Source organism: Collimonas fungivorans (assembly GCF_028292705.1).
GTDB classification, from domain to species: Bacteria; Pseudomonadota; Gammaproteobacteria; order Burkholderiales; family Burkholderiaceae_D; genus Collimonas; species Collimonas fungivorans_B.
In genome coordinates this window covers 1-25435 of the sequence record NZ_JAQGLV010000143.1, presented here as the reverse complement: position 1 = coordinate 25435, position 25435 = coordinate 1, and the positions used below count along the sequence as shown (strand labels likewise).

General features: G+C 58.7%; 20 protein-coding genes. 10 read left to right on the top strand and 10 right to left on the bottom strand.

Annotated elements, in window-relative coordinates; genetic code table 11:
* The first annotated feature begins 2 nt into the window (after window positions 1-2).
* Window positions 3-785: an OmpA family protein gene (locus JWQ61_RS07115; protein ID WP_120233843.1), complete on the top strand. Its 783-nt coding sequence runs from the start codon at window positions 3-5 to the stop codon at window positions 783-785.
* 7 nt (window positions 786-792) lie between these two features.
* On the opposite strand, the gene tssA is transcribed toward JWQ61_RS07115, so the two are convergent.
* Window positions 793-1878 (bottom strand): type VI secretion system protein TssA, encoded by a 1086-nt coding sequence (gene tssA / locus JWQ61_RS07110; RefSeq protein WP_304359910.1) that lies wholly within the window; start codon window positions 1876-1878, stop codon window positions 793-795.
* 394 nt (window positions 1879-2272) lie between these two features.
* On the opposite strand from tssA, the gene JWQ61_RS07105 reads away from it, so the two are divergent.
* The 5 genes from JWQ61_RS07105 (at window position 2273) to JWQ61_RS07085 (ending at window position 12260) form a co-directional block, all read left to right on the top strand.
* Window positions 2273-2773, top strand: coding sequence for a hypothetical protein (locus tag JWQ61_RS07105; RefSeq protein ID WP_304359909.1), 501 nt, complete (start codon window positions 2273-2275; stop codon window positions 2771-2773).
* Between the two features lie 296 nt (window positions 2774-3069).
* Complete coding sequence (locus tag JWQ61_RS07100; protein WP_304359908.1) at window positions 3070-5313, top strand: type VI secretion system Vgr family protein; 2244 nt, start codon at window positions 3070-3072, stop codon at window positions 5311-5313.
* Window positions 5314-5336: 23 nt separating this feature from the next.
* Window positions 5337-6983 carry a hypothetical protein gene (locus JWQ61_RS07095; RefSeq protein WP_304359907.1) on the top strand — a complete coding sequence of 549 codons (1647 nt, stop codon included), beginning with the start codon at window positions 5337-5339 and terminating at the stop codon, window positions 6981-6983.
* Between the two features lie 13 nt (window positions 6984-6996).
* A complete protein-coding gene (locus tag JWQ61_RS07090) occupies window positions 6997-11388 on the top strand; it encodes an RHS repeat-associated core domain-containing protein (protein WP_304359906.1) in 4392 nt (1463 codons plus the stop codon).
* Window positions 11382-12260: a hypothetical protein gene (locus JWQ61_RS07085; RefSeq protein WP_304359905.1), complete on the top strand. Its 879-nt coding sequence runs from the start codon at window positions 11382-11384 to the stop codon at window positions 12258-12260. The genes JWQ61_RS07090 and JWQ61_RS07085 overlap by 7 nt, the downstream gene beginning before the upstream one ends.
* A 106-nt stretch (window positions 12261-12366) precedes the next feature.
* Here JWQ61_RS07085 and JWQ61_RS07080 read toward each other — a convergent pair whose 3' ends face one another.
* From JWQ61_RS07080 to JWQ61_RS07040, 9 genes are all read right to left on the bottom strand, one after another.
* Window positions 12367-12732, bottom strand: coding sequence for a hypothetical protein (locus JWQ61_RS07080; RefSeq protein WP_304359904.1), 366 nt, complete (start codon window positions 12730-12732; stop codon window positions 12367-12369).
* 12 nt (window positions 12733-12744) lie between these two features.
* Window positions 12745-15447 (bottom strand): type VI secretion system ATPase TssH, encoded by a 2703-nt coding sequence (tssH, locus tag JWQ61_RS07075; protein WP_304359903.1) that lies wholly within the window; start codon window positions 15445-15447, stop codon window positions 12745-12747.
* Window positions 15448-15471: 24 nt separating this feature from the next.
* Window positions 15472-16554 carry a type VI secretion system baseplate subunit TssG gene (gene tssG, locus JWQ61_RS07070; protein WP_304359902.1) on the bottom strand — a complete coding sequence of 361 codons (1083 nt, stop codon included), beginning with the start codon at window positions 16552-16554 and terminating at the stop codon, window positions 15472-15474.
* Window positions 16518-18362, bottom strand: a complete 1845-nt coding sequence (gene tssF, locus JWQ61_RS07065) for a type VI secretion system baseplate subunit TssF (RefSeq protein WP_304359901.1) — start codon at window positions 18360-18362, stop codon at window positions 16518-16520. Before tssF ends, tssG begins: the two co-directional genes overlap by 37 nt.
* 1 nt (window position 18363) lies before the next feature.
* Window positions 18364-18855, bottom strand: coding sequence for a type VI secretion system baseplate subunit TssE (tssE, locus tag JWQ61_RS07060; protein WP_304359900.1), 492 nt, complete (start codon window positions 18853-18855; stop codon window positions 18364-18366).
* Between the two features lie 62 nt (window positions 18856-18917).
* On the bottom strand, window positions 18918-19409 hold the full coding sequence (locus tag JWQ61_RS07055; protein ID WP_014004066.1) for a type VI secretion system tube protein Hcp: 492 nt from the start codon (window positions 19407-19409) through the stop codon (window positions 18918-18920).
* Window positions 19410-19432: 23 nt separating this feature from the next.
* Window positions 19433-20920: a type VI secretion system contractile sheath large subunit gene (gene tssC / locus JWQ61_RS07050; RefSeq protein WP_014004067.1), complete on the bottom strand. Its 1488-nt coding sequence runs from the start codon at window positions 20918-20920 to the stop codon at window positions 19433-19435.
* Window position 20921: 1 nt separating this feature from the next.
* Window positions 20922-21431, bottom strand: coding sequence for a type VI secretion system contractile sheath small subunit (tssB, locus tag JWQ61_RS07045; RefSeq protein ID WP_014004068.1), 510 nt, complete (start codon window positions 21429-21431; stop codon window positions 20922-20924).
* A gap of 67 nt (window positions 21432-21498) precedes the next feature.
* On the bottom strand, window positions 21499-21990 hold the full coding sequence (locus tag JWQ61_RS07040; RefSeq protein ID WP_369684885.1) for a tetratricopeptide repeat protein: 492 nt from the start codon (window positions 21988-21990) through the stop codon (window positions 21499-21501).
* 369 nt (window positions 21991-22359) lie between these two features.
* On the opposite strand from JWQ61_RS07040, the gene tssJ reads away from it, so the two are divergent.
* The 4 genes from tssJ to JWQ61_RS07020 form a co-directional block, all read left to right on the top strand.
* Window positions 22360-22959: a type VI secretion system lipoprotein TssJ gene (tssJ, locus tag JWQ61_RS07035; protein WP_304359898.1), complete on the top strand. Its 600-nt coding sequence runs from the start codon at window positions 22360-22362 to the stop codon at window positions 22957-22959.
* 67 nt (window positions 22960-23026) lie between these two features.
* Window positions 23027-24373 carry a type VI secretion system baseplate subunit TssK gene (gene tssK / locus JWQ61_RS07030; RefSeq protein WP_120233830.1) on the top strand — a complete coding sequence of 449 codons (1347 nt, stop codon included), beginning with the start codon at window positions 23027-23029 and terminating at the stop codon, window positions 24371-24373.
* On the top strand, window positions 24370-25146 hold the full coding sequence (gene icmH / locus JWQ61_RS07025; RefSeq protein WP_120233829.1) for a type IVB secretion system protein IcmH/DotU: 777 nt from the start codon (window positions 24370-24372) through the stop codon (window positions 25144-25146). The genes tssK and icmH overlap by 4 nt, the downstream gene beginning before the upstream one ends.
* Before the next feature lie 63 nt (window positions 25147-25209).
* Window positions 25210-25435 (top strand): hypothetical protein (locus JWQ61_RS07020; RefSeq protein ID WP_304359897.1); only part of this gene is annotated, 226 nt, incomplete at its 3' end.

The following is a 25435-nucleotide window of genomic DNA, read 5'->3' as shown; positions in this document are numbered from 1 at the left end:
GCATGCGTTATCTGAGCATTGCACTGACATCGTTATTGGTGTCGAACCTGGCGCTGGCACAAAATGTCGCGCCGCCCGTGGCTACCCCGAAACCGGGCCAGATCCTGGTCAGCGGCACGGTGCCGGACGAAGCCAGCAAGCAGAGCGCGCTGAGCAAGCTGCAGGAACTGTACGGCGCCGACCGCGTAGTTGACCAGATCTCGGTCGGTTCGGTGGTGTCGCCGGCCAACTGGAACGGTTATGTGCAGAAGCTGATCAATCCGAGCCTGAAACAGGTCAGCCGCGGCCAGCTGAAGATCGACGGCAATACCGTCACCATCAACGGCGAGGTCAGCAATGAAGCGCAGCGCCAGCAGATCGCCAGCGAAATCGCAGGCAACCTGAATCCGACTTATACCGTCAAGAACGGCTTGCGGGTTTCTGCCTCGGAGCAGAATGTGCTGGACCAGACCCTGGCCAACCGCACCATCGAATTCGAAAGCGGGCAAGCCACGCTGACGCCGTCGGGCATGCGCATCCTTGACGAAATGTCGGCTGCGCTGCTGAAGGTGAAAGACAAGAAAGTGGAAATCATCGGCCATACCGACAACCAGGGCCTGCGGGCGCGTAACGTCTCGCTGAGCAAGGCGCGCGCCGATGCGGTGAAGGATTACCTGGCGCAGAAGGGCATCAATCCGGACAGCGTCGTGACCTCAGGCCAAGGCCCGGACCGGCCGATCATGACCAACGATACCGCCGACGGCCGCTCGCGCAACCGTCGTATCGAGTTCCGGGTATCGCAGTAAGCGGTTCCTAGTTTTCGTCGTTCTGCTGGTTGCCGTGCAGTCCGAGCAGTTCTTCCACGTGCGCCAGCGAGCCAGGATCCTTGATGACCGTGCGCAGCCAGTGATGCAGCGGCAGGTCGCCCCAGCTGGCAGCCTTGTCCGCCAGGTAGGCGACCGGGCTGTGCGGCTCGGTGCGGCGGAAAAAATCGGCCACATGGCGCAGTTGCGCCAGGGCCTGGGCGCGGTTCTGTATCGGGCCGTTCAGCGTGGCCTGTGCTTGCTCCACCTTGCTTACCTCCTGCTGCACCGTGGGTGCGGTTTGTGTATCGTTGCTGGCTTTCGGCGCGCTGCCTGTGTTGACCCCGGCTTCCTGGGCGAAGCGGGTGATGACCGCAATCACATTTTCCAGGGTGTCCTTGGCTGCTGAAAAAGCCGGGCCATCGTCACCCACGCGGAAATCGATCGATTTTTCCAGCTGCAGCAGCGCTTGCTGGCACAAGCTGGCGTCGGCCAATAATTTTTCATAGAATTTCGGCGACGATTTGCGTTTTGCCGCTTCGATGTCGGCCAGCTTGACGCCTTCGCTGCTGACGCTCTCGCCGTTGGCCCTGTCGCGTTCTTCACTGGCTGCGCGGATGCGCGCCGATTCGAAATCGACGCTGGAAAAAGCGGTGCCGCGGCCTTCCGTGATCGGGATCTCGCGTATCAGGTGCACCGAGCGCGACAATAGCCAGCTCAGGTTGCCGACCCGCAATTCCTGATCGTCGTCATCCGGCACCGGATGCAAGCCTTCCCAATACCTGTCGCTCAAGCCGGCCAGCAGCAGGTAGCCGTCGGCCAGGCCGCCGAAATGGCGCACCTTGGTGTTGGCTTCCGCCAGCCAGACCGCCAGCCGCAGGTCCTTGCTCTGGGTTTCGATCAGCCGCGCGCAATTGTCGACGACGAAACCCCAGTCCGCCTCCTTGAGCTCGGTGACCCATTCGCCCTGATCGAGCGACGGATCGTCAAAGCGGCGGGCGTTGGCAATCGCATCCAGGTCGCTTGAGAAAGACAGGTCGGCGCCGCACGGTGCGGCGTCGCTGACGGGATTGAGTAATTGATCGACAGAAAACATAAATGACAAATCCAAATAAAAGTGATTCAAGCCGGCAAGCGGCGACGCTCTTGCGAGATATTCATCAGAATTTCCTTGGCACAATCATACCCTAGCGTTTCAAAAAAGGAATCTAAGTTGCACCCGGAATGTGGCGCAAACCCGGCATCGGCGATGCCGGACGGATATGTCGAAATGTCAAAGGAGATGTTTCCGTAGTAACATGTGTCCTGAATGCATCTCTAAAAAAGCGTCGATATCCGGCATTTGCGGCAGTTGATGTCTGGCGCGGCGATTGTTATATTTGCAATGGCTGCGTTGTGCCTGTCCAGGTCTTAATATTTTCAGGAAAGTGAGTAAAGCTATGAAGCTTTGGAAAACCAAGTTGGTTTGCAGTGTCGCTTTAACATGTTTGATGATTCCATTCGCTGCGTCGGCTGCTCCCGCCGCTGCAGATGCGGCACAGAAAAGTGCGGCCGACCAGGAAATCCAGGTGCTCAAGGACGTAGCGCAGGCCCGTCCGACCGAAAAAACGCCATGGGTGCGCATGACCCAGATCAAATACGACGCCGGTAGCTACGGCGATGCGGTGGCCTATGCATTGCAGGTATTGCAACGCGATCCGGCCGACAAGTACGCCAAAGGCGTGGTGGCGTTGGGCAGCCTCAAGCTGTCGATCAAGGCCCTGAACGACTTGAGCGCGCAAAGCGACTTGAACGGCGGCGTGCTCAGCGATGCCCAGAGCCAGACAAAACTGCTGCGCGAGAGCCTGGGTGAAACCGTGGTCGATCCGGCCGCAGTGGCCGAAACCAAGCCTAAGGTGAGCCGTCCGCTGAAGAAAAAGGCCACGCGCGCTGCCAAAACCGCTACGCCGGATGCCGGCGGCGAGGGCAAGCCTTTCGGGTCTTTGCAATAAACCTAGCAAGCAATAAATATTGCTTTTAAAGTAACTTAAGTACTACCGCGGTCCGGCTCAGCATGCCGACCGCCACTTCGCCGCCGCTGTCACTCGCTGGTAACGCCAGCGCTGTAAATTATTCAGGCACGGCGTCGCGACGGCCTTAAATACCGATATAATTTCAGATCGGCAATATTGCTGCCGCATATTCGTTCCATCAGTTATAACAGGCAAAGTCGACGTCCTCACCCAGGACCGTGGCTTAAACAGCTGCTCTATGCAAAGCCATTCCTTTTGCAAAACGGAGAATGCCAATGTATCCAAACCCTTCTGCAATGCTGGCCCGGGTGGGCCGCTTCAACCAGGACCGGCGCCTGGTCCGGATCAAGACTCCATTGGATGCCGACCTGCTGCTGGTGCACCGGATGCACGGCAGCGAAGCCTTATCCAAGCCGTACCAGCTGACGCTGGAATTGCTGTCGCCCTACGACCAGCTTGAACTCAAGCAGCTGGTCGGGCAGCCGGTGCTGCTGACCATGCAGACCGCCGGCGACGAGCGCCATTTCCATGGTTTCGTGAAGGAATTCAGCCGCACCGGCAGCGACGGCGGCCTGGCCACTTACCAGGCGCAGCTGGCGCCATGGTTTTCCTTCCTCGACTACGCCAGCAACTGCCGCGTGTTCCAGGACCTGTCGGTGCTCGATATCGCACAGGAAGTATTCAGCAAATACGGCCAGCTGGCCGACTACCGCTTCGACCTGGTTGCCGGCCGCTATCCAAAACTGCCGTACTGCGTGCAGTACAACGAATCCGACTTCACGTTTGTGTCGCGCCTGCTGGAAGATGCCGGCATCTACTACAGCTTCGAGCACAGCGAGAGCGGCCACAAGCTGGTGCTGGCCGACGATACCACCCAGTGCCAGCCGCTGGAAGGCGACGCCACCGTGCGTTTCCAGCCCAACCAGGAATTGCAGGCCAGCGACGTGCTGGACGACTGGCGGCCGCGGCGCCGGGTCGGGCCCTCGGTGCACAGCATCAAGAGCTTCGATTTCAAGCAGCCGCGCAATCCCCTCGCGGTCGAACTGAAGAACGATGCGCCGCGCGGCACCCTGCCGCAATTCGAGCACTATGCTTACGATGGCGCCGCCAGTTACGGCAACAGTTCGGTCGGCGAACAGCTGACCGCGGTGCGCGCCGAGGAAGCCGGCTGGCAGACCAAGGTGTTTGAGGGCGCCGGCACCACCCGGGTGCTGGCGATCGGCCGCTATTTCGACCTCAGCGGCCATTTCGAGCATGAGGACGACGACCAGACCGAACATCGCTTCATGGCGCTGCAGGTCAAGCACGATGCCCGCAACAACTTCTCCAGCGATTTCAGTGAAGCCCAGGATTGCATGTACCGGGTCGAGGTCAGCGCCTTGCGCCGCAAGATTCCCTACCGGCCCTTGCGCGAGACCGCCAGGCCGCGCATGCCCGGGCCACAGACGGCGACCGTGGTGGGACCGAAAGGCGAGGAGATCTGGCACGACAAATACGGCCGCGTGAAATTGCAGTTCCACTGGGACCGGCTGGGCCAGTTCAATGACCAGAGCTCTTGCTGGGTACGGGTCGCCAGCCCCTGGGCCGGCAGCGGCATGGGCGGGGTTTCGGCGCCGCGCGTCGGGCAGGAAGTGGTGGTTGATTTCCTCGACGGCAATCCGGACCGGCCTATCATCACCGGCCGCGTCTACAACGCCGACAACATGCCGCCGTTCGGCCAGGAAGTCAGCGGCATGCGCTCCAAGACGGTGCGCGGCGGCGGCTTCAATGAAGTCACCATGCACGACACCGGCGGCAGCGAGCTGCTCAACATGCATGCCCAGCGCGACATGGCGGTGACGGTGCTGAACGACCATAACAGCACCGTCAAGAACAACAAGGCGACCAAGGTTGCCGTCAACCACAGCCTGAATGTCGGCGCCAACCAGGATATTTCGGTGGGCGGCAACCGCGGCGCAACGGTCACCGGCAACGATACCCGCACCATCACCGGCACCTCCACCGCCACGGTGACCGGCGCGGTGACGCAGACCTACCAGGCGGGCCAGAAACGCACCATCACCGCCGCCGGTTATAACGAAAACATCACCGGCGACTACGGCAGCACCCTGGTCGGCAACTATAGCGGCAGCACCAGCGGCAACTGGAAGCGCGACATCACCGGCACCGCCACCCGCACCATCACCGGCGCGGTCAGCGACACCATGCATGCCGGCCGCGAAGTGACGGTGACCGGCACCGACAAGCGTACCGTGACCGGCCCGGTGGAAGACGGCAATACAGGGGCGCGCTTGCTGTCAGTGACCGGCAACATGCAGCATGAGGTGTCCGGCACCCACACGGTGTATTCCGGCTCCGACCAGACCATTGCTTCCGGCAGCCAGGTCGATCTGGTGGTCGGCGGCGCCGGCATCAGCATCAATGCCGGCGAAATCACCATCACCGCCGGCGGCTCAATCATCAAGATCAATGGCGGCGGCGTGTCGATCAACGGCAGCAAGATCAACCTGAACAGCTGAGACCTTATTGAAAGGACGCGAACATGGCGAAGAATCCTGTCGAAAAGCGCGTCGAGACCCTGCGCGACTTGTGGCTGGAGCACACCGAGGATCCGCAGGTGCGGCTGCTGGTGTGGCGCATTCCCGATAATGCCGACCGCATGCTGCAAGCGTTTTTCGAGATGCAGCAGCATCCCGGCGACTGGACCACGCCGGACCTGTTCCTGCGCTTCGATGCGCCGTTCGACACCGGCTTCGGCTACAGCCATGCATTGCGCCAGGCGCTGGCCGACAGCTATGTCGACAGCAAGGACAGCCTGCGCGAGCAAGGGGTAACGGCAGACTGGCCGTTTTCCCAACTGCCGCTCCACGATTCGGCTTCCGGCGTCATGGCCATGCTGTCTTCGTTTGCGCAGCATCACAAGGCGCAGCTGCCGCACTTGCGTTATGTGAACGCGGTGCTGGCGCCGAACGGCGTGATCAGCCAGGATGCTTGGGAAGCCTGGCTGGATGCGGCGCTGCGCAGCCCCGGCTTGGCCGCGGATGGCGCCGGGGTGCGCCTGACATTGGTCGATACCTTGTCCGACAAACGCTGGCAGACGCTGGCGCAGCGCCACGGCGCTAGCGTGCGCGTAGTGGAAGCGCCGATCGACATGTTCGACATCGCCCGCGAAACGGTGGCGCAGTCCGGCGGCTCCGGTCCGACGGTGGCCTACCGCCAGCTGCTCACCGATGTCATCACCCTGGTCGAAAAAGGCAGCGCCGCGCAAACCGCCGCGCGCGCCGAAAAAGCCATGCAGATCGCCCGGCGCGAACAATGGCCGGACCAGCAGGTAGTGCTGCAGATGGCGGTGGCTGGCGCTTATGTAAAAGAAAAGAACTACGTCGACGCCATCAAGCGTTATCGCGATGCCCGTGAGTGCGCCGTGCAGGCGGAACAGGACAAACATCCGATGGCTGCCGACCTGATCATGCAAACCTGGTTTGGCGAAGCCGGCGTATGGCTGGTGGCGAAGCAGCCGGAAAAAGCGGCACAAGCCTATCGCAGCGCCGCGGAGCAGGCGCAGCGCGTGCCCAATCCCATGTTTGAAATCGAAGGTTTCCGCATGGCCGCCTACAGTTATGCGCAAGCCCGGCAGGAAAAACCGGCGCGCGAGCACGGCGCCCTGGCGCTGCGCGCCGCAAAAGCGGTTGCTCCGGCCGAGCGCCCGCTCACCACCATGTCGCTGGCCTTGCAGGATCTGTTGCGTCTGCAAGACCCGGGGCGCACCGAAAAGCTGGAGCGCAGCGCGGCCGATTACCAGGCCGCCGTCGCCGCTGCCCACTTGCATGCCGAACAGCAGGCCGGCAAGCTGGGCGAGCAGCCGGCGCCGGCCGACCTGGAAAAGATAGAAACCGCCATGCACGCGCGTTTCGAAAGCAGTTTCCAGCGCCAGCGCCAGGAACGCGAACACCTGATCGCCGGCGGCGACGAATTCTTCCGCAAAGTGGTGGCGCTGGCGCGCGAACTGCTCAATCCGCTCTGGAACGGCCTGCCCGAAGTCAAGCATCCGCTCGACAAGGATGTCCCGGAATGGAGCGAGCCGCCGCAGTTCACCAAATTGCCAGACCCGGCCGGTGTGATCGACGCCGCCTCGGCCAATTCAAACGCAGCCGCCAAAGCGCCGATAAGCGCCGCCGCGACCGCCTGAAAAGGAAGCGTCCATGACCAACGCTGCCAAGCATTTCGACCCCCAGATCGGCATCGATATCCACATGTACGTACTGGTGCCCGGCACGCCGCCGGTGCCGCTGCCGACCGCGCATATCTCGATGGTGCTCGATCCTTTCGATTACCTGCCTTTTATCGGCGCGACAGTGCAGGTAGCCGGCGTCAAGCGCGCCACGGCAGGAACCGGCGGCTTGTCGGTGCATATTCCGCTGGCGATATGGGTGCCGCCCTTGCGCGCCCCCGGCGGTCCGCAGTTCGACGACGAGCTGTTCATGGGCAGCAAGACAGTGCTGGCCGACGACTCGCCGTTCTCGCGCCTGGGCATGCCGGTGCTCGATTGCAGTGTGGTCGGCATGGTGCCCCCGTTCCGGCTGAAGAAACCGTCCAAGCCGCATTTGTCGATGACCTTGCCGACTTCGGTCAACCTGGCGATACCCGACAGCGTGTTTGTCGGCGGGCCGCCGACGATTTCCTTGATGGCGATTGCGTCCAGGCTGGGACTGGCGGCTCTTGGCAAAGGATTCAAGGCGTTGCGCGGGACAAAGGGGTATAAGCGTGCGGCAGCAATGTTCAAGGAGGCACGGCAGAAACTGTTCAAGAATATGGATTCCGGTTTCTTGAAATGCAAGATATTGCATGCCGAGCCGGTCGATATCCGCGATGGCAGCGTAGCGGTTTCGCAAGAAGATTTTTCCATATCAGGACGCTTGCCGTTGATCTGGAGTCGCGATTATTCATCGGGCAATAGCTACGACGGCATGTGCGGTTACGGCTGGCAGACGCCCGCGGATTTCCGATTGGAAATCGAAGCGGATGGCATGGTACTGTTTTTCGAAGCCAACGGGGCTGCAGTATTTCCGCAACTGCCAGAAGCCGCTGGTGCTGAGCACGCTGTGACCGAATTTGTCGATGGCGCGCGGTTAGCCTGGATTCAAACTGACGAAATTGCCGAGCTGCAGGTCCTGACCAAGGGCGATTTGCGTTATGTCTTCCGCATGCCGGCGCCCGATATCGCGCCACAGCATCAAGTCCTGCATTTGCAGATCGAGAGAATCGAAGACTTGTGCGGCAATCACTGGCGATTCGAGCGCGTTGAAGGGCATCTGACCCGAATCATAGAGAATGGCATCGGCGCCATGCCAGGCCGTTTTATCGAAGTACATGAATCCGCCGGCAAAATTCATCAGCTAAGTCTGCACGACCCGGCTACCGGCCTGAACCACCCGCTGAGTACTTACAAATACCAGAATCAGGATCTGATCGCTGAATTCGACGCACTCGATGCCCCCCGCACCTTCGACTACGACCGCCATCACATGGTGCGCCACGCCGACCGGCTGGGACTGTCCTTCTATTATGCTTATGACAGTGAATGGCGTGTAGTGCATGCCTGGGGCGACCACGGATTGCATGACTACCGGTTTGGGTACAACGCCGTATTGCGCGAAACAGAAGTCACCGATTCGCTGGGCCATACTTCGCTGATCAAGTTCGATGAGGACCACCTGCCTCTTTGCGAAATCGATCCTTTAGGTGGCGTTACGAGCTTTGAATATGACGAGGTAGGGCGCACCACTGCGGTATCGGATCCGGTCGGATCGCGTACGGAATTTGAATATGACGAACGCGGAAACCTGTTGAAATTGCTGCAGGCAGACGGTAGCGTGATCAGCATGGAGTTCGACGACGCCAATCGTATGACTTTGGTGGTTGACTCGCTTGGCCATCCTTGGCGGCGCGTCTGGGACGAAAGGGGCCGGATGCTGGAGCAAAGCACGCCTATGGGAGCGCGCTCGCGATTTACCTACGATGCCCACGGGCAATTGCAAACCCACGTCAACCCGCGCGGAGCTGTCACTGGGCTGGTTTACGATCGCTACGGCAATATATCGCAGCTGACGGACCCGCTTGGTCATCGCAGCCATTTCGAATATGACGCGCTGGGCGACCTGACACGCCATACCGATGCCAGCGGAGCTGTCACCGAATATCGCTATGACGCCAAAGGACGTCTGCTGCAGACTCGCCAGGCCGACGGAGCCAGCACCCGCTGCGACTATGATGCGGAAGATCGGCTGACCGCTTATGCAGATCAAAACGGCGCCCTGACCAGGGTCGAGTACTTCGGCACCGGCCAGGTCGCCAAGCGCGCACTGGCTGACGGCCACATCGTGGAATATCTTTACAATACCGAGGAACAACTGATCGGCCTGGTAAACCAGCGCAAGGAGCACTACCAGCTCAAGCGCGACGCCTTGGGCCGCATCATTGAAGAATGTGATTATTGGCAGCAATCACGCCGTTATTGTTACGATCCTGGCGGCAGCCTGGCAAGCGCCACCGATCCTCTGGGCCGCGTCGTCACCTATGTTACTGATCGGCTGGGCCGCATCACAAAGAAAATCTTGCCCGATTCCGATAGTCCCGGACAGCATGTGCAGGAAATCTTCAGTTACGACAAGAACGGCAATCTGGTCGAAATCCGCAATTCGCATCGGCATGTGCTGCGCAAATTCGACGCCGACGGTCGTCTTGGCGGAGAAATGCAAGACGGGTTTCAGGTTGAATACGGCTACGACGAGGCGGGCAACCGGGTGTCGCGACAAACCGGCGCAGGCAACAAGGTTGTTGCCCGCTTCGATTTACGCGACCAGGCGACCGCTATCGTGATTAACGACGCGACGCCGATCTTGATCGAGCGCGATGCGCTTGGACGCTCCATCAAGGAGCAATTGAGCGGCAGTCTTCAGCGTCAGCTGCGTTATGACACGGAAGGTCACCTCACAGCCCAAACCGTGTTGTGGGACCAGGCGCCTCTATTTGCCACCAGCTACGATTACGACAGCGCGGGAAATCAAACGCGGCGCAACGATAGCGAGCATGGCAGTGATCTGTATCACTATGACCCGTTGGGCAATATTCTGCGCCATATCGACCCTGCCGGCCGCATTACGGATTTTCTCAGCGATCCGACTGGCGATCGCTTGCGCACCCGGATCCATCTAGCCGAAGTGAAGCAGGCGGCGGGCGCTGAAGGCCTCGCCGATGTCCTATGGAGCCGCGAAGGCAGCTATGAGGGCAACCACTACATATTCGATCGTGCCGGCAACCTGGTCCGGCGCAACAGCAGCCAACCGCCGGCAGAGCAATCCACCACCGAGCCGGCCACGCAACTCAGATGGGACGCCGATCAACGCCTGATCGAAAGCAGCAAAGGCGGCCAGGTGACTCGCTACGGCTACGACCCGCTTGGCCGGCGGGTATTCAAACGTAGCCCGGCTCGCACCACCTGGTTTTTCTGGGATGGCGATATCTTGCTGGGAGAAGTGCATCAGGCCAGCAATGCCAAGAACCATGCTGACATTTGGTCAGCCGGCAATGTGGCTGATTTCATGGCGGCGCGTAAGCGGCTGGCGGCGCTGAAAACAATGCATGCCCGGGCACGGGAATATGTCTATTATCCGGCTACATTTGCGCCGCTGGCGCTGATCGATGGACAAACTGAGGCGACAGCAAGAACGGTTCGGCCTGTCAGCCCGATGGGATTGGGGATGGGAATACTGATCGGCGGTGCTGCCAATGCATCTCTATCCGGTGCGGCGCTGAGCGGCCTCCCGGAGATCAGCAAGGTCGAGACGGTGGCGGCGGCTGACGAAACTTCTGGCGCCGTCTTTTATTATCACAACGATCCCAATGGCTGTCCGACAAGGTTGACCGATAAATACGGGGAAATTGTGTGGTCGGCTAGCTACGCAGCATGGGGCGAGGTACGGCAGCTGCACGCAGGGGAGATCGATAACCCGATCAGGTTCCAGGGCCAATACCATGATGTAGAAACAGGATTGCATTACAACCGGTATCGATATTACGACCCGTATATCGGGCAATTTGTCGGAAAGGATCCGATCGGACTGGATGGCGGCAACAACCTGTACCAGTACGCACCTAACCCGAATCGCTGGATTGACCCGTTGGGATGGGATTGGAACTATCATCTTACAAATTCCGATGGCGATGTCTATTACCATGGACGCGCCAGCGATAAGCAGTCAATGGCTGATGTCGCGCGCAGACATGGGAATAACGTGGGCACTGACGGTGCGCGGTTTGGTTCAGGCGACACCATGACGCAAATTACCAAGCCAGGCACGCCAAAATTGACGGCTCAAGGTGTGGAAGGCGTAGCGGTTCAGGAAACCGGGGTCATCGGCCGGAAAAAGACGAATGGCGGCAAAGTACGTGGCAACGCAATCGAAGGCGTTAACCCTAAATCAAAAAGAGCGACCATAAAAATGGAAGCCGGGGAAGATTTCTTGAAAGGCAAGAGCCCGAGCGAAATGACTGGAACCACATTAAAAGGAAAGGATTACAAAATAAAATGCTGAATAAAAATCTTATTGACGCACGTGCATTAAAAATTCTCCTGAAGTACGATGTGCTGGCCGCTGGCTATGAAGCACGAGGATATCCGCTCAATGCCCGTCAACAAGAATATGTAGAGAAAAACGGTACTTCGCCTGACGACGTGTCTTACATGAAGCAGCACGGCCTGGCATTTGATTCGCTCAAGATCGGCCATGATGAAGCGGTACGGAAAAGTTTTGAACACTATGCGCTGTGCAAGAAGAAGCACGTTACCAATTTGTTTTTAGCCAGTTTCAGCAGTGGGCGCCAGGATTATAGAAGCGGGCTGTCCGCTTATGCATTCATGCAAACGATGCCCGATCATGTGTGCAAGCTGAGTTCTGCCGATGTCTGCAAGATATGCTCTGCTGTAGAGGTAAAGGATCGCCTGGATTTGACCGGCTTGAATCAGCAAAGATTTAAATGCGGTTCGATGATCGGATATAAAACGCCCTACGAGATCCAGTTTTTTCTGGAACAGCACCACCAGCTCGAGGACGTCCCTCCTGCTGCCGCAGATTTTGCTATCTTTAATGCAATCATCGACATACTGAAACATGCGGATGACGGCCTGAAACCGAAAGATGCGCATAAAGAACTGAAAAAAATTCCTGGCTTCAAACCTACTACCGACGAATGTCAATATGTGCTCGAGATTTTGGGATTTTGCAGCATCCTGGAGACAGAACAACATAGAGGATATTTGACGCATTACACCAATCCTGGTCTTGCTCCGAGTAAATCGCATAGCTCAGATTGGGCGTATCCGGTTGATTTCTGGACTGGGAAAAACGGCATAAACCGTGACGCATTAAAATTTTGGTTTGGCGCCTACAAAGAGATCAAGATTTAACCGGTGGCGCCGGACGAAAAATAAGCGATTGCGTCGGGAAAACTATCAGTAACAATCCCGCCGCCTCGCATACTTTTATCCAGCGCTCGCCAGTGCAATACGAGGATCAGGTAATCTGGATAATGTGCAAACTAGGCTGTTCCTTGCAACGCAAGTGATAGCTCGTCTCTTGTATCCTCAGTGTAATGTGCAGGTTGTTGTCCACCCCACGCTGATCCCCGGTCCCACCCTCATGCGCCGTCGCCGACGGCAGCCAGGGCCGCCCCTGCATCAGCTGCAGCAGGCGGCGCGCCTGTGAGCGGGCTGCCGCGGACGGAGTATCCAGCAGGTCGATGATATCGGCCGGCGTCAGCTTGACGAAATTGCGCACGTCGGTCGCCTTGTCCTGGTACTGGAATTTGCGGCTGTATTTCTCGTCGAAGCGCTTCGAGTAGCACTGCTTCAGGATTTTCTGTTTGGTTGCTGCATCCATGTTCTCTCCGTTCTATTTGATCGCGTATTTGAATTGACCCTGCTTGTTGGCAGTGACCTTGATCTTGGCGATGCTGCCGCCTTCGGCCATCTTGGCCAGCACGGTTTCGGCAATTTCCGGCAACAGCGTGCCGTTGAGGATATTGTCGACATTGCGGGCGCCGGAATCGACTTCCGTGCAGCGCGCCAGCACCGCTTCCACCAGCGGTTCGTCGTAGCTGAACTCGGCCTTGTGGTTGATGGCGATGCGTTTCTGGATGCGTCCCAGCTTGAGGTTGATGATCTCGACCAGCACGTCATCCGAAATCGGATAGTAAGGAATGACTTTGAGGCGACCGAGGAAGGCCGGCTTGAACGCCTTCACCAGCTGCGGCCGGATTGCCTGTTCCAGGTCGTCGGTGCTCGGCAGTTCCGCCGCCGCCTTGTTCAGGCAGCTCTGCATGATCAGGCTGGAGGCGACATTGCTGGTGAGGATGATGATGGTGTTCTTGAAGTCGATCTCGCGGCCTTCGGCGTCGTCCAGCACGCCCTTGTCGAATACCTGGAAGAACAGCTCGAGCACATCCGGGTGGGCCTTCTCCACCTCGTCCAGCAGCACCACGCTGTACGGATTGCGCCGCACCGCTTCGGTCAGGACGCCGCCTTCGCCGTAGCCGACATAACCGGGCGGCGAGCCTTTCAGGCCGGAGACGCTGTGCGCTTCCTGGTATTCGCTCATGTTGATGGTGATCAGCTTGCGTTCGCCGCCGTACAGCACGTCGGCCAGCGCCAGCGCGGTTTCGGTCTTGCCGACGCCGGACGGGCCGACGAACAGGAACACGCCCTTCGGTTTGTTCGGATCGTCCAGGTTGGCGCGCGAAGTGCGCACACGCTGCGCCACCGCTTCGATCGCATGCGACTGGCCCAGCACGCGTTCATGCAGCAGGGCGCCGAGATTGATCACGGTCTTGATTTCATCCTTGACCATCTTGCCGAGCGGGATGCCGGTCCAGCTGGCGACGATTTCCGCTACCACCAGGCCGTCGACCTGCACCGGCACCATCGGCGTTTCGCCTTGCAGCGTTTTCAATTCCTCGATCAGCTTCGCCAGTTCCTGGTTTTCCTTGCTGTCCTTGGTGGCTTTCTTGGAAGGCTTGGCGCCTTCTTCCGCTGCGGTTTGTTCGGCAGCAGGGATCGCTTCCAGTTCGGTACGGGCGGCCTTGATGCGGTCGGTCAGGGTTTTTTCCTTTTCCCAGCGTTCGCGATGGATCGCTAGTTCCGCATTCAATGTGTTTTGCAGTTCGCGCAATTCCTTCAGGCGTTCGGCATGCTTGCCGCCGGCGTTCGATTCGCGTTCCAGCGAATTCAGCTCGGCCACCAGGCGATCCAGCTTTTTGACGATGTTCTCGATTAGGGCCGGCGTTGCATTCTGGCCGAGTGCGACCTTGGCGCAGGCGGTGTCGAGCACGCTGATCGCCTTGTCGGGCAGCTGGCGGCCACTGATATAGCGGTGCGACAGGCGCACGGCCTCGGTGATCGCTTCGTCGAAGACACGCACGCCGAAGTGTTTTTCCATCAGCGGCGCCATGCCGCGCAGCATGGCGCAAGCCAGTTCTTCGCTTGGTTCTTCGACTTTCACTACCTGGAAACGGCGCGCCAGGGCGGCGTCTTTTTCAAAGTATTTCTTGTACTCGCTCCAGGTGGTGGCGGCGATGGTGCGCAGTTCGCCACGCGCTAGCGCCGGTTTCAGCAGGTTGGCGGCGTCGTTCTGGCCAGCCTGGCCGCCGGCGCCGATCATGGTGTGGGCTTCGTCGATGAACAGGATGATGGCGTGCGAGCTTTTCTTGACTTCGTCGATCACGCTTTTCAGGCGGTTTTCAAACTCGCCCTTGACGCTGGCGCCGGCTTGCAGCAGGCCCATGTCGAGAGTATGCAGTTCCACGCCTTGCAGCACGTCAGGCACGTCTTTTTGCGCAATGCGCAGCGCCAGGCCTTCCACCACCGCGGTCTTGCCGACGCCGGCCTCGCCGGTCAGGATAGGATTGTTCTGGCGGCGCCGCATCAGGATGTCGATGGTCTGGCGGATTTCGGTATCGCGGCCGATCACCGGATCGACCTTGCCTTCGCGCGCACGCTGCGTCAGGTTGGTGGTGAATTTGTCGAGCGACGGGGTTTTCGAGGCTTCGCCCTTGGTGGTCAGTTCCTGCACCGGATCGCCGCCTTCATCTTCAGCCGTGGCAATGCCGCCTTCCCCAGTCGTGCTTTCCTGCGAACCTTCGGTCAGTTTTTCCAGGTCATGCTTGAGATCGTCCAGCTTGAACTTGATGAACAGCTTGGAGCCGCGGTAGGCCAGCTGCACCAGGTCCGGTTCGGTCAGCAGCGCCAGCAGCAGGTGGCCGCTGCGGATCCGTCCCGACTGGTTGTCGAGCGAGGCGATCAGCCAGGCGTGTTCGAACAGCTTGGGCAGGTGCGGTGAAAATACCGGGGTGCGCGCGTTGCCGTTCTTGAAACGGTCGATTTCGCCCTGCAGGTCGCTTTCCAGCGCGGCGAGGCTGATGCCGGATTTGCGCGCAATCACTGCAAAATCGCTCTTGGGCTGTTCCAGCAAGGCCAGGAACAGATGTTCGATATCCACTTCATACTGGCCACGGCCGACGCAGATGTTTGCCGCACGTTCCGCCGCCAGGCGCGAGGTGTCGTTCAGTTTGCTGATTAAGGTTTTGAGATTAATGCTCATTGAAGCCTTCCCATCCATGCATGGTCAAAGTGAGTGAATTTCGTAACAGACATCGGTGCGGTCGCTTTCTTCCGGCTTGCTGGTGACAAAAGTATCCCAGCCCAGCCGTCCGCTTTCGCGGTCGGAATCGAGGCTGACGCTTTGTACCTGGTCTGCGCGCAAGATCAGCTGTATTTCATACTCCAGGAAGACGCTGGTAAACATCGCCAGTATTTTTTGCAAGCCGATGGCGGCAGCGCCGCCCGGCAAAAAGCTCTCGAACTTCTTCTTCGCCAGCGGGCCGATTTTCAGGCGCATGCGCAGATCGCGCTGCCATACCCGCTCGCCCACCATCGCCACGCTGCCTAGCAGGGCGTTGGTGGAACCCAGCACGGTTTGCTGGTCGACCGGCACGTTATACCAGTGGCCGACAAACTGCTCGATGGTGATCGGCACCGAAAAATATTCGCGCAACACCCGCTGCATGTACGCTGCCGACGGCGGCCGATGGCGGATGGCTGCGGCGAAATGCCCGATCGATTCGTCCAGCACGCCGGCGCCGTCTTCCGACATGCGGTCGCGCAAAGTGCGGTGGCCGAGGCCGGCGAGCGACATCAGCAGCGGCAGGAAACTGTCGGTGCCGTCGATCTGGTACTTGAATTCCAGCCGGTACTTGCGCCAGGCCTTGAAAAAAAGCGCTACGCTGCGATTCGAGAAGACATCCAGGAAAGCGCGCGGCCCGTGATCTTTTTCATACAGCTGATGCGCGGCGATGCGTTCCGAGTAGTGGCTGGGCAAAGTGCCGTTGCTGCCTAAAAAACCGATGAACGCCGGCGTCAGCGCAATGCTGTCGAGCTGGTTGGTCTGCAATGCTTCCAGCAGCGCTTCCACCGTTTGTTCGGTCAGCTTGGGCTTTACCTCCAGCGCCTCGATTTCGCTCGGAGGAAAATTCAGCGACACGGTGTTCTGGAAACGCAGGAAGTCGCTGACGGCCTCCTCATGCGGGATGCCGTTGCGTTTCAACCACAGCTCCAACATCATCACAGCCTGGAAAAACTGGAACCGATGCGGCTTGTCCAGCAAGCGCTGGATTACACTAGGTTCGAATCTCCGCTGCGCGGTAAGCATCGCAGTATCTCCTCACCTGTTCGTTTGGAAGCTATCACCAATTGCGTAAAGCTGTTGGCATGCACATACAGGCCGAGGAAGCGGTCCAGGACATTGGCAAACACATGGATGCCGCTACCCACAAAACCTTCCTCGTCCAGCGTTACCCTGATCTCGATGCCGCGCACCAGCGATGCGAACGGATTGCCGGGCAGCCAGGCGGTGGCAGCCTTGTGGTCGATGCCGACCACGCTGCCGATCTGGCGCTGGGAAATCGCCGAACGCGGCAAGTCGTACAAGCTCAGGGTTTCTTGCAAAGCCTCCAGGCCGCCCTTGGCCAGCGACAGGTGGTTCAATGCAAGATGGGAAATCAGGCGCCAGTGCGCACCGCGGCCGCGCTCGAAGCGGCACGGCTCGGAAGGCTTCCTCAAGAAGCCTATAGAGTTCACCAGCGAACCGCCTTCCAGGAACAGGTCGCCGCCGGCCAGGCCGTAAGCCAGGGAAGCCGGCAGGTTGCGGTTGCAGCAGGTCAGCTCGATGCTCAGCGTATCGGTTTCTATGGTGGCCGGATCGAAGTCGATGTCGACGATGGAAATTTCGGTTTCGTAGCCGGGACTGCGCGACGCAACCATCTCGTCGCGCCGCATGGCCCAGTAATGGCCGGCCTTGTCCACGCTTTCGCCGTGACGCAAGGAATAGAAAGGCCGGAATTCCGTAATCGATTCACCTTCCGGGGTTTGCCGCACCAGCTGCACCGAATCGATGGAATGCACTTCATAAGCATAGGCGCGCCGCGAGTCGCCCACTACCGGGTAGTAGGCGCTGGTGTGGGTCAGCCGGATCGGGTCGCCACGCTGCTTGAACAGGTTGATGACTGGGGTGCAGCCTAGCAGCAGGTTGTTGGTCGACAGGGTGCCAAGCATGCGCGCGGTGTTGGAGTCGGCGCGCAGTCCGGACAGCACCAGGTGCAAGGTGAATTTCTTGCAGCCTGGCGGCAGCAGCTTTGTGATTTCGGCAACATCGACGTCAAAGAAATTGAATTTCTCAGGATAGGAAAAGTACTCGGTCAGCAGCCGGTAGGCGGGATGTGAGCGCGCCGGGAAGTCGATCAGCGATTCGTCTTCTTCAAAGCCTACCGGCGTGACCGGGATCTTGTTCACGGCATGCCATTTGCCGCTCTTGCCGACTTCGACATAGGCGCGCACGGTGCGCATGAACAGGGTGTCGCGCAATGCGGCGCAGAACGATGGTTCGCCGTCGATGAATACGCGCAGGCTCTTGATGCCCAATTCGGCAAAACCGGCCTGCTCCGCTGTGCTCTCGAAAGTAATGCCGATGCGTGAGCTGGCGGTAGGCGGCAGCAGCACCGCGTCCGGCGGTTCGATGATGGGATCGAATACCGCACGCGACAGCTGCACCGGCGCCACCGTCACTTCATAGGTTGTCTTGAATTTGCAAGCGACGCCCTTGACCTGGCGCGTCGTCAGTTCGGTGCCGCGCGGCACCGGCATGGCGGTGGTCAGCTGTGCCGCGGCGACGCTGTAGTCCATGCGCGCGATCGAGCAGGAGGGAAACGGTCGCAGGTAGTGCGGATACAGCACCTCGAACAGCGCTTCGGTGAATTCCGGGTAGTCGTCGTCCAGCCGCTTCGAGGTGCGGGCATTGATCAGCGCAAACGACTGGATCATGCGCTCGATGTGCGGATCTTCCGATACTTCGCCGGACATCAGCAGGCGGCTGGCAATCTTCGGATAGCGTTCGGAAAATTCGCGCGAGTAGCGTCTCAGGAACCCGAGCTCGCGCTCGTAATAGGGAAGTAATTCGTCCACGTTAACCGTCCATCCGCGTCGCGCGGCGTGCTCTGCTGATTGAATATTGCAAGGTTGACGGCTGCAGCACGGCGTCGAAGCTCACGGCTTCCTTGGCCGGCCCCACCACCAGCATGGCTGCAATCGCAAAATTCAAGCGGTTGATCGATCCTTCGCGCAGTTCGAGTGAGGCGCGCACATTCCTCAGGCGCGGCTCGTGGCGCGCAATGCCCTGTTCCAGGCACTGGCAGATATGCGCCCGGTCATCCAGGCTGGCCAGGCTCATGCCGGAAAAATCGTTCAAGCCGTAGGTCAGTATCGACTTACTGCATTCGGGGAAATTCTTCAGCAATTCTTCGGGAATCACGGTACGCGTATTGAGCATGGCCTCAAGGTCACGAGCGACCGTGTCTTTCAAGGCATCCATCGACAATCGCACTACCAGATCGGATTGTGCAGGCGTGTTGTCGCCGCCCATCAACCGGTCAAACAATCCTGGAGTGAAACCTTTCATCGCTTACCATTCAGGAGAAAAAAAGAGCCGCAGCATGCGGCTCTTTGTTCAACACAAGAAAATTACACGACCTTGTTGGTCGACAGATCCCAGCCGCCGGAAGTATTGCCGCCCGAACCGCCGCCGATTTTTTGCTGTGTGTACTTCCATTTGACCTGGGAGTACTTCAGGCTGATGCTTTCGCTCAGCACATCGCCTTCCTGGACCGATGGCGTGACATCGGAAATGAGCAGGTTGACCAGCTCGATTTCGAAGTACTTGATGCGGTCGCCCTTGCCGTCGGCGCGCAGGAATTCGAACTTGGCTTTCGGAATGGTTTTGCCCGATGAGCAGTTCTGCAGCAGCAGAGGCGTAGCCAGATCGGCGATCTTGGTCACGACGATGTCCTTGTGCTCACAGCGTTCGGCCGTGTGGCCGCCGCCGGTCGAAGCAGTCGCCGACTTCGGCTGCAGCACTTCCCATTGCACCGATTTGCACTCGATCCAGTCCTTGTGCGCGCTGTCCGTCGACTCGCCCTTGATGCCGTCGATTTGCAGATAAACGTCAATTGCCATAGCGATACCCCTTGTGAATTAAGTTAAGACTTGGTTGACGCTGGTAATTCTGCAACCAAGCGCAGTGAAACTGAAAGTTCGTCAAGCTGGAAGTGCGGGCGCAGGAAGGACACTGCACGGTAGACGCCCGGACGTCCCGGTACTTCGGATACCTGCACCGAGGCTTCGCGCAAGGGAAATTGCGCTTTGGCTTCTTGGCTGGCATTGTCATCAAGCAGCACATACTGGGTCAGCCAACGGTTGAGGAAATCCTCCACGTTGCCTGCCGAAGCAAAGCTGCCGATCTTGTCGCGCATCATCGATTTCATGTAATGCGCAATACGCGATACGGCAAAAATGTACTGCAGCTGAGCTGACAGCACAGAGTTGGCGTTGGCCGAATCGGTATTGTATTTCTTGGCTTTTTGCGTCGACTGCGCGCCGAAGAAGGCGGCGTAATCGGTGTTCTTGCAATGCACCAGCGAGATGAAACCGAGGTCGCTCAGTTCTTTTTCGCGACGGTCGGTAATCGCGATTTCGGTCGGGCACTTGAGCGCGACTTCGCCTTCGTCGGTCTTGAAGGTGTGGGTCGGCAGGTCTTCCACCAGGCCACCGCCTTCGACGCCGCGGATCGCCGCGCACCAGCCGAAATCTTCAAACGCCTTGGTCAGCTTGGTGCCGAAGGCATACGCTGCGTTACACCAGAGGTACTTGGAGTGATCGGTGCCGTCGACATCTTCCACGAAGTTGAAACCTTCGACTGTCTGGCCATCCTTCGGATTGAACGGCAGGCGGCCGAGGAAGCGCGGCAGGGTCAGGCCGACATAACGGGAATCTTCCGATTCGCGGAAAGACTTCCATTTGGCGTATTCGACGGTCTCGAACACCTTGGCCAGGTCACGCGGCTTGCCGAGTTCGCTGTAGGTTTCCAGGCCGAACAGCTCAGGCGAGGCCGAGCTGATGAACGGTGCATGGGCCGCTGCGGCGATATGCGACATCTGTTCGACGAAATACATGTCTTCCGGCTGCCGGGTGATTTCGAAATCGCCCAGCAGGGAGCCGAACGGCGCACCGCCGAACGTGCCGAACTCTTCTTCGTAGACTTTCTTGAAGATCGCGCTCTGGTCGAACTCGAGGGCGCTCTGGAAGTCCTTGACCAGTTCCCGCTTGGTGGCGTTCAAGACCTTGATCTTGAGGTTCTGGCTAGTGGTCGAGTTGAACACCAGGTAGTGCAGGCCGGTCCAGCTGCTTTCCAGTTTCTGGAATTCAGGCGCATGGATCACGGCGCTGACCTGGGCGGAAATCAGGCGGTCCAGCTCGGCCACGCGGGCGTCGATGGTGGCCGACAGGTTGGCCGACACCACCACGGTGCCTTGCATGACCTGGTTGACCAGTTCCGAAATGATGTCTTTGGCGCGGTCATGCTCGGCGCCGGACTTGGCGACTTTGCTCTGTTCCACGATCTGGTCGAGCAAACCGGATTCTTCCGCGGCCGCCCCTGCGGCTGGCGCAGAATTATGCTGAAAGGACATCTCAGTCTCCTTGCTTCTTGGTTTGCTTGCTTAACGCCGCCAGCTTTTCGGTGCTGTTAAGCACATCGTTGAGGATATCTTCCAGCTTGTCGTTGCCGGCCAGCTTATTGCGCAGGTCGGCCAGTTTGGTGCGGGCTTCGAGCAGCTGCTTGAGCGGCTCGATCTGCTGCACCACCGCTTCCGGCCGGAAATCGTCGATCGACTTGAACTTCAGGTCGACCCCGAACTCGCCGCCGGCGTCGCTCAAGTGGTTCGGCACGCGGAAAGCGGCTCTCGGCTCGACGCCCTTCATCACTTCATCGAAGTTATCGTTGTCGATATTGACGAACTTGCGGTCCTTCAGCTTGGTCTGGGCCACTTCGGACTTGCCGCTGAAATCACCGATCACGCCCATCACGAACGGCAATTCCTTTTGCTCGATGGCGTCGCCGATTTCAACGTCGTATGTCATTTGCACCCGTGGTGGACGGACTTTCTGCAAACGTTTTTGAGTACTCTCTTTTTTAGCCATAAAACCCCCGCTGATACCGAATAATCAAGCCCCGACCCCGCCTGGCGGGGATCAGGATTCATATGAGTTACTGCAACGATCCGAATGGATTGGCGCCATCGCCGCTAGGTTCCGGCGTGCCCGGTTTGGCCGGGACAGCACCCTTTTTGGCGGCGGCCGCTGCTGCTGCTGCCGGCGCCGGACGTGCTACTGCTTTTGGACGGGGCGGCACCAACACCGTCTCGCCCAGGCTTTCACGCAGGATTTTGGCCAGTCCCTGTGCTTCGGTGCGGACATTGCCGTTCAAATCGTTTTGTGTGCGTAAATCGTTCAAAGCCTTGGTCGACAGCCGGAGGCCGCCTACCGCGACTATGCTGTTGGCGACCTTGTCTTTCGGATCGCGTTGCAAGCCTTCCAGCGCATAGGAAATGGCGTCGCCATAGTTTTCCCCATCGAAACGGATCTGCGCCAGGCGCACCCATGGTGTCTTGTCTGCAGGAAACGCGCTGGTCGCGTCTTTCAGTAATTTGACTGCCTTGTCGGTCTGTCCGGCTTTTTGTGCGGCGTCGGCTTCAGCCACTATAGAATCCAGTTTGGCTGCGGGATCAACCGCAGGTGGGGTTGCGCAGGCGCTTACCAGACACGCCAATGCCACGCCGTAGATAAATTTGCTTTTCCATTGACTCATCGTAAACTCGCTTTCTATGTGGCAACTTTTAAATAGCCGAATCTTAACAAAACCCGGCAGATGCAGATATCATATTGCCAATCTACATCAAAATTTGTGAACTTTGGTTACACCATTGCAACAAGTTTAGTCCAGACCCATACTATGTGTCTAGGCGACAACTGAGAATGTTGTTGTTTTATACAATATTGGCAATAAAATATTATTCCAGACGTTATTATCTATCCGGTATTTTTGCAACCCAAATAAAGACTAACTTTAATGCGCCCCATATCTCTCCTGGTTTCGCTGGCCGCAATACTGAGTTTGGCTGGTTGCGCCGCAGGCGCCGTTTCCGCGATCGGCTCTGTCGCCAGTTCTGTATTGCAGATGTCAGGCATCACCAAACCAGAGGTTCCCGATGCTCAAAAACCGCCGCGCACCATAGCCATCAAGCTGCATGCAGGCAGCAATTTGAACGCCGACAGCTCCGGTACGCCGCTTGCCCTGGTCGCCAGAGTATATAAGTTACGACAAAATGGTGCTTTCCAACAGGCTACATACGATACATTTACCAATCCGCAGAAAGAAAAAGACGTATTGGGCGCCGATTTGATCGAAGTTAAGGAAATTACACTGGTTCCTGGACAACGCTATGAAGTCAGCGAAAAAGTCACCAGGGAAGCGGGTTTTGTCGGGGTTGTGGCGTTGTTCCGCAAGCCTGCGGCACAACGCTGGAAGGTGACTTTCCCGACCGAAGCTGCGGAAAAATCAGGCATTACGATAGGCGCGAACGCCTGTGCGCTGACAGTCGGCACCGGCGTCACGGTTGCGGAAACCGGCGCGGCGACTAAACTTTTAACCCCGGCCCCATGCGGCTAGCGTGGTCCAGCTAGCGCCACGCGGATCTTGCGTGATGGTTTGAATAAAATGACATGTGAGTAAATACGTGAATCGAACATCGAAAATTTTATGGGGCGAGGGCCTGTTTTTACGGCCCCAGCATTTCCAGCAGCAGGACCGGTATCACGAAAACCGCCTGCATGAGACCACCAACGCCTTGCATCCGTATGCCTGGGGCGTGATGACGGTGCAGCTGGACCGCGATGCGCTGGCCAACAACACGCTGCGTTTATCCGAGCTGTCGGTGATTTTCCAGGACGGCGAGATTTACAACGCACCGGGCGATGACGACTTGCCGGAAGTGGTCGACCTGAGCGATATCCCGCATGCGCAGCAAACCATTACTTACTACGCAGCCCTGCCATACATGAAAGGCTTCGGCGGCAATTTCTCGCCGCTGGGCCAGACCAGCAACTCGACCCGTTACGCCCAGAACAATTCGGCCACGCCGGACCTGTTCACGCAGGCGGCGGAAGCCGAGCTGACCTACCTGAAGAAATCGGTGCGCATGGTGTCGGAAGTCGAGCCGCGCGATTCGCTGATCAGCTTCCCGCTGATCAAGCTGCGCCGTATCTCGACCGGCGGCTTCGAGCCGGACCCGACCTTCGTCGCGCCAAGCCTGACGATCCGCAGTGCACCGGCGCTGTATATCCAGCTGCGGCGCCTGATGGATGCGCTGCAGGCCAAGGTCAATGCCTTGTACGGCCATCATCGCGAGCCGAGCAAGAACGTGATCGAATTCCGTTCCGGCGATATTTCATCGTTCTGGCTGCTGCACACTGCAAGCTCGGCGTTCGCCGGACTGACGCATTATTTCCACAATCCAGCCTTCCATCCGGAGCGTTTGTACGAGCAGCTGCTGAGCCTGGCCGGCGCGCTGATGACGTTTTCCAAGAGCTATGCGCTGTCGGACCTGCCGGTGTACCAGCACCAGGATCCGGGACCGTGTTTCGCCAAGCTCGACAGCATCATCCGCGAGCTGCTGGACACCGTGATTTCCTCGCGCTACTTCTCGATTGCGCTGTCGGAGAACAAGCCTTCGCACCATCACGGCATGCTCGACTCCGGCAAGATCGACGACAAGACCGCATTCTACCTGGCGGTCAACGCCAGCATGCCAGCCATCGAACTGGTCGATATCGTGCCGCTGCGCTTCAAGATCGGTGCCCCCGACGACGTCGACAAGTTCGTGCTGTCGGCGATGCCGGGCGTCAAGCTGTCGCATTCGCCGCAAGTGCCGGCAGCGTTGCCGGTGCGGCCGGACACCTATTATTTTGCCTTGGAAAACAAGGGCGCCCTGTATGATCGTATGCTGCAGGCGCAGTCGATCGCGATTTATGTACCATCCGGCATCAACGACCTTAAACTTGAGCTCTTAGCGGTTACATCATGAACAGACCATCAGCCCCCTCCCTGCTCGGCGACAGCGCCGGCGGCCAATACATCGCGGCGGACACCAGTTCCGCCAATTCGTTGCTGGACCTGATGTACGACGGGTTCTACGCCTTGTTCCTGCTGAAAAACCGCTGCGCGCCTACCGACGAAGCCGGTTTCACGTCGAAGATGCAGCGCTTTCTCAGCGATTTCGAACGCGGCGCAAAAAAGCTGGATGTGTCGGCGGAAGACGTCCACGCAGCGAAATACGCATTTTGCGCGGCGGTCGATGAAAATATCCTGCATTCGCAATTCAATATCCGCGATACTTGGGCGCGGCGGCCGCTGCAATTGATCCTGTTCGGCGACCAGCTCGCCGGCGAACATTTCTTCACCCGCCTGGAAGACCTGCGCGCCAAGGGCGCCCAGCACCTGCAGGCGCTGGAAGTGTTCCACATGTGCCTGCTGCTGGGTTTCCAGGGCAAGTACATTATTGAAGGCCCGGAAAAACTGAACTACCTGACCGCCCGCCTGGGCGATGAAATCGCGCGCATGAAAGGCAAGAGCGCCGGTTTCGCGCCGCACTGGGAACGGCCGGACCAGGTCAGCCACAAGCTGCGCAACGAAGTGCCGCTGTGGGCGCTGTGTTCGGTATTCGCCCTGATCGGACTGGGCGGTTATTTTGCGCTGAACACCATGCTGTCGCGCGCCACCGCATCGAGCATCAGCGGTTACAGCGACATCGTCAAACTGGCGCCGCGTGCGTCCTATCTGACCATTACCCTGCCTTGATCGGATTCGCCTGAGGCATTAACTATCTAATGCCCGGCATTCCGGGCACGTATGGGACACGGCATGAGCAACGTACTCCAGAGCCTGCAAAGCCTGATTAGTGGGCGCCAGACCAACCGGATCCTGCGCCTCTCCTTTCCGCACGATGATGGTCCGCAAGCACAGCTGCTGGTCAACAAGCTCGATGCCGCCGAAAGCCTGTCGCGTGATTTTGCCTTCACCGTAGAGCTGCTGTCGGACGCCGCCAGCCTGGCGCTCAAGGATTTGCAAGGCAAGCTGTTTAACGTAG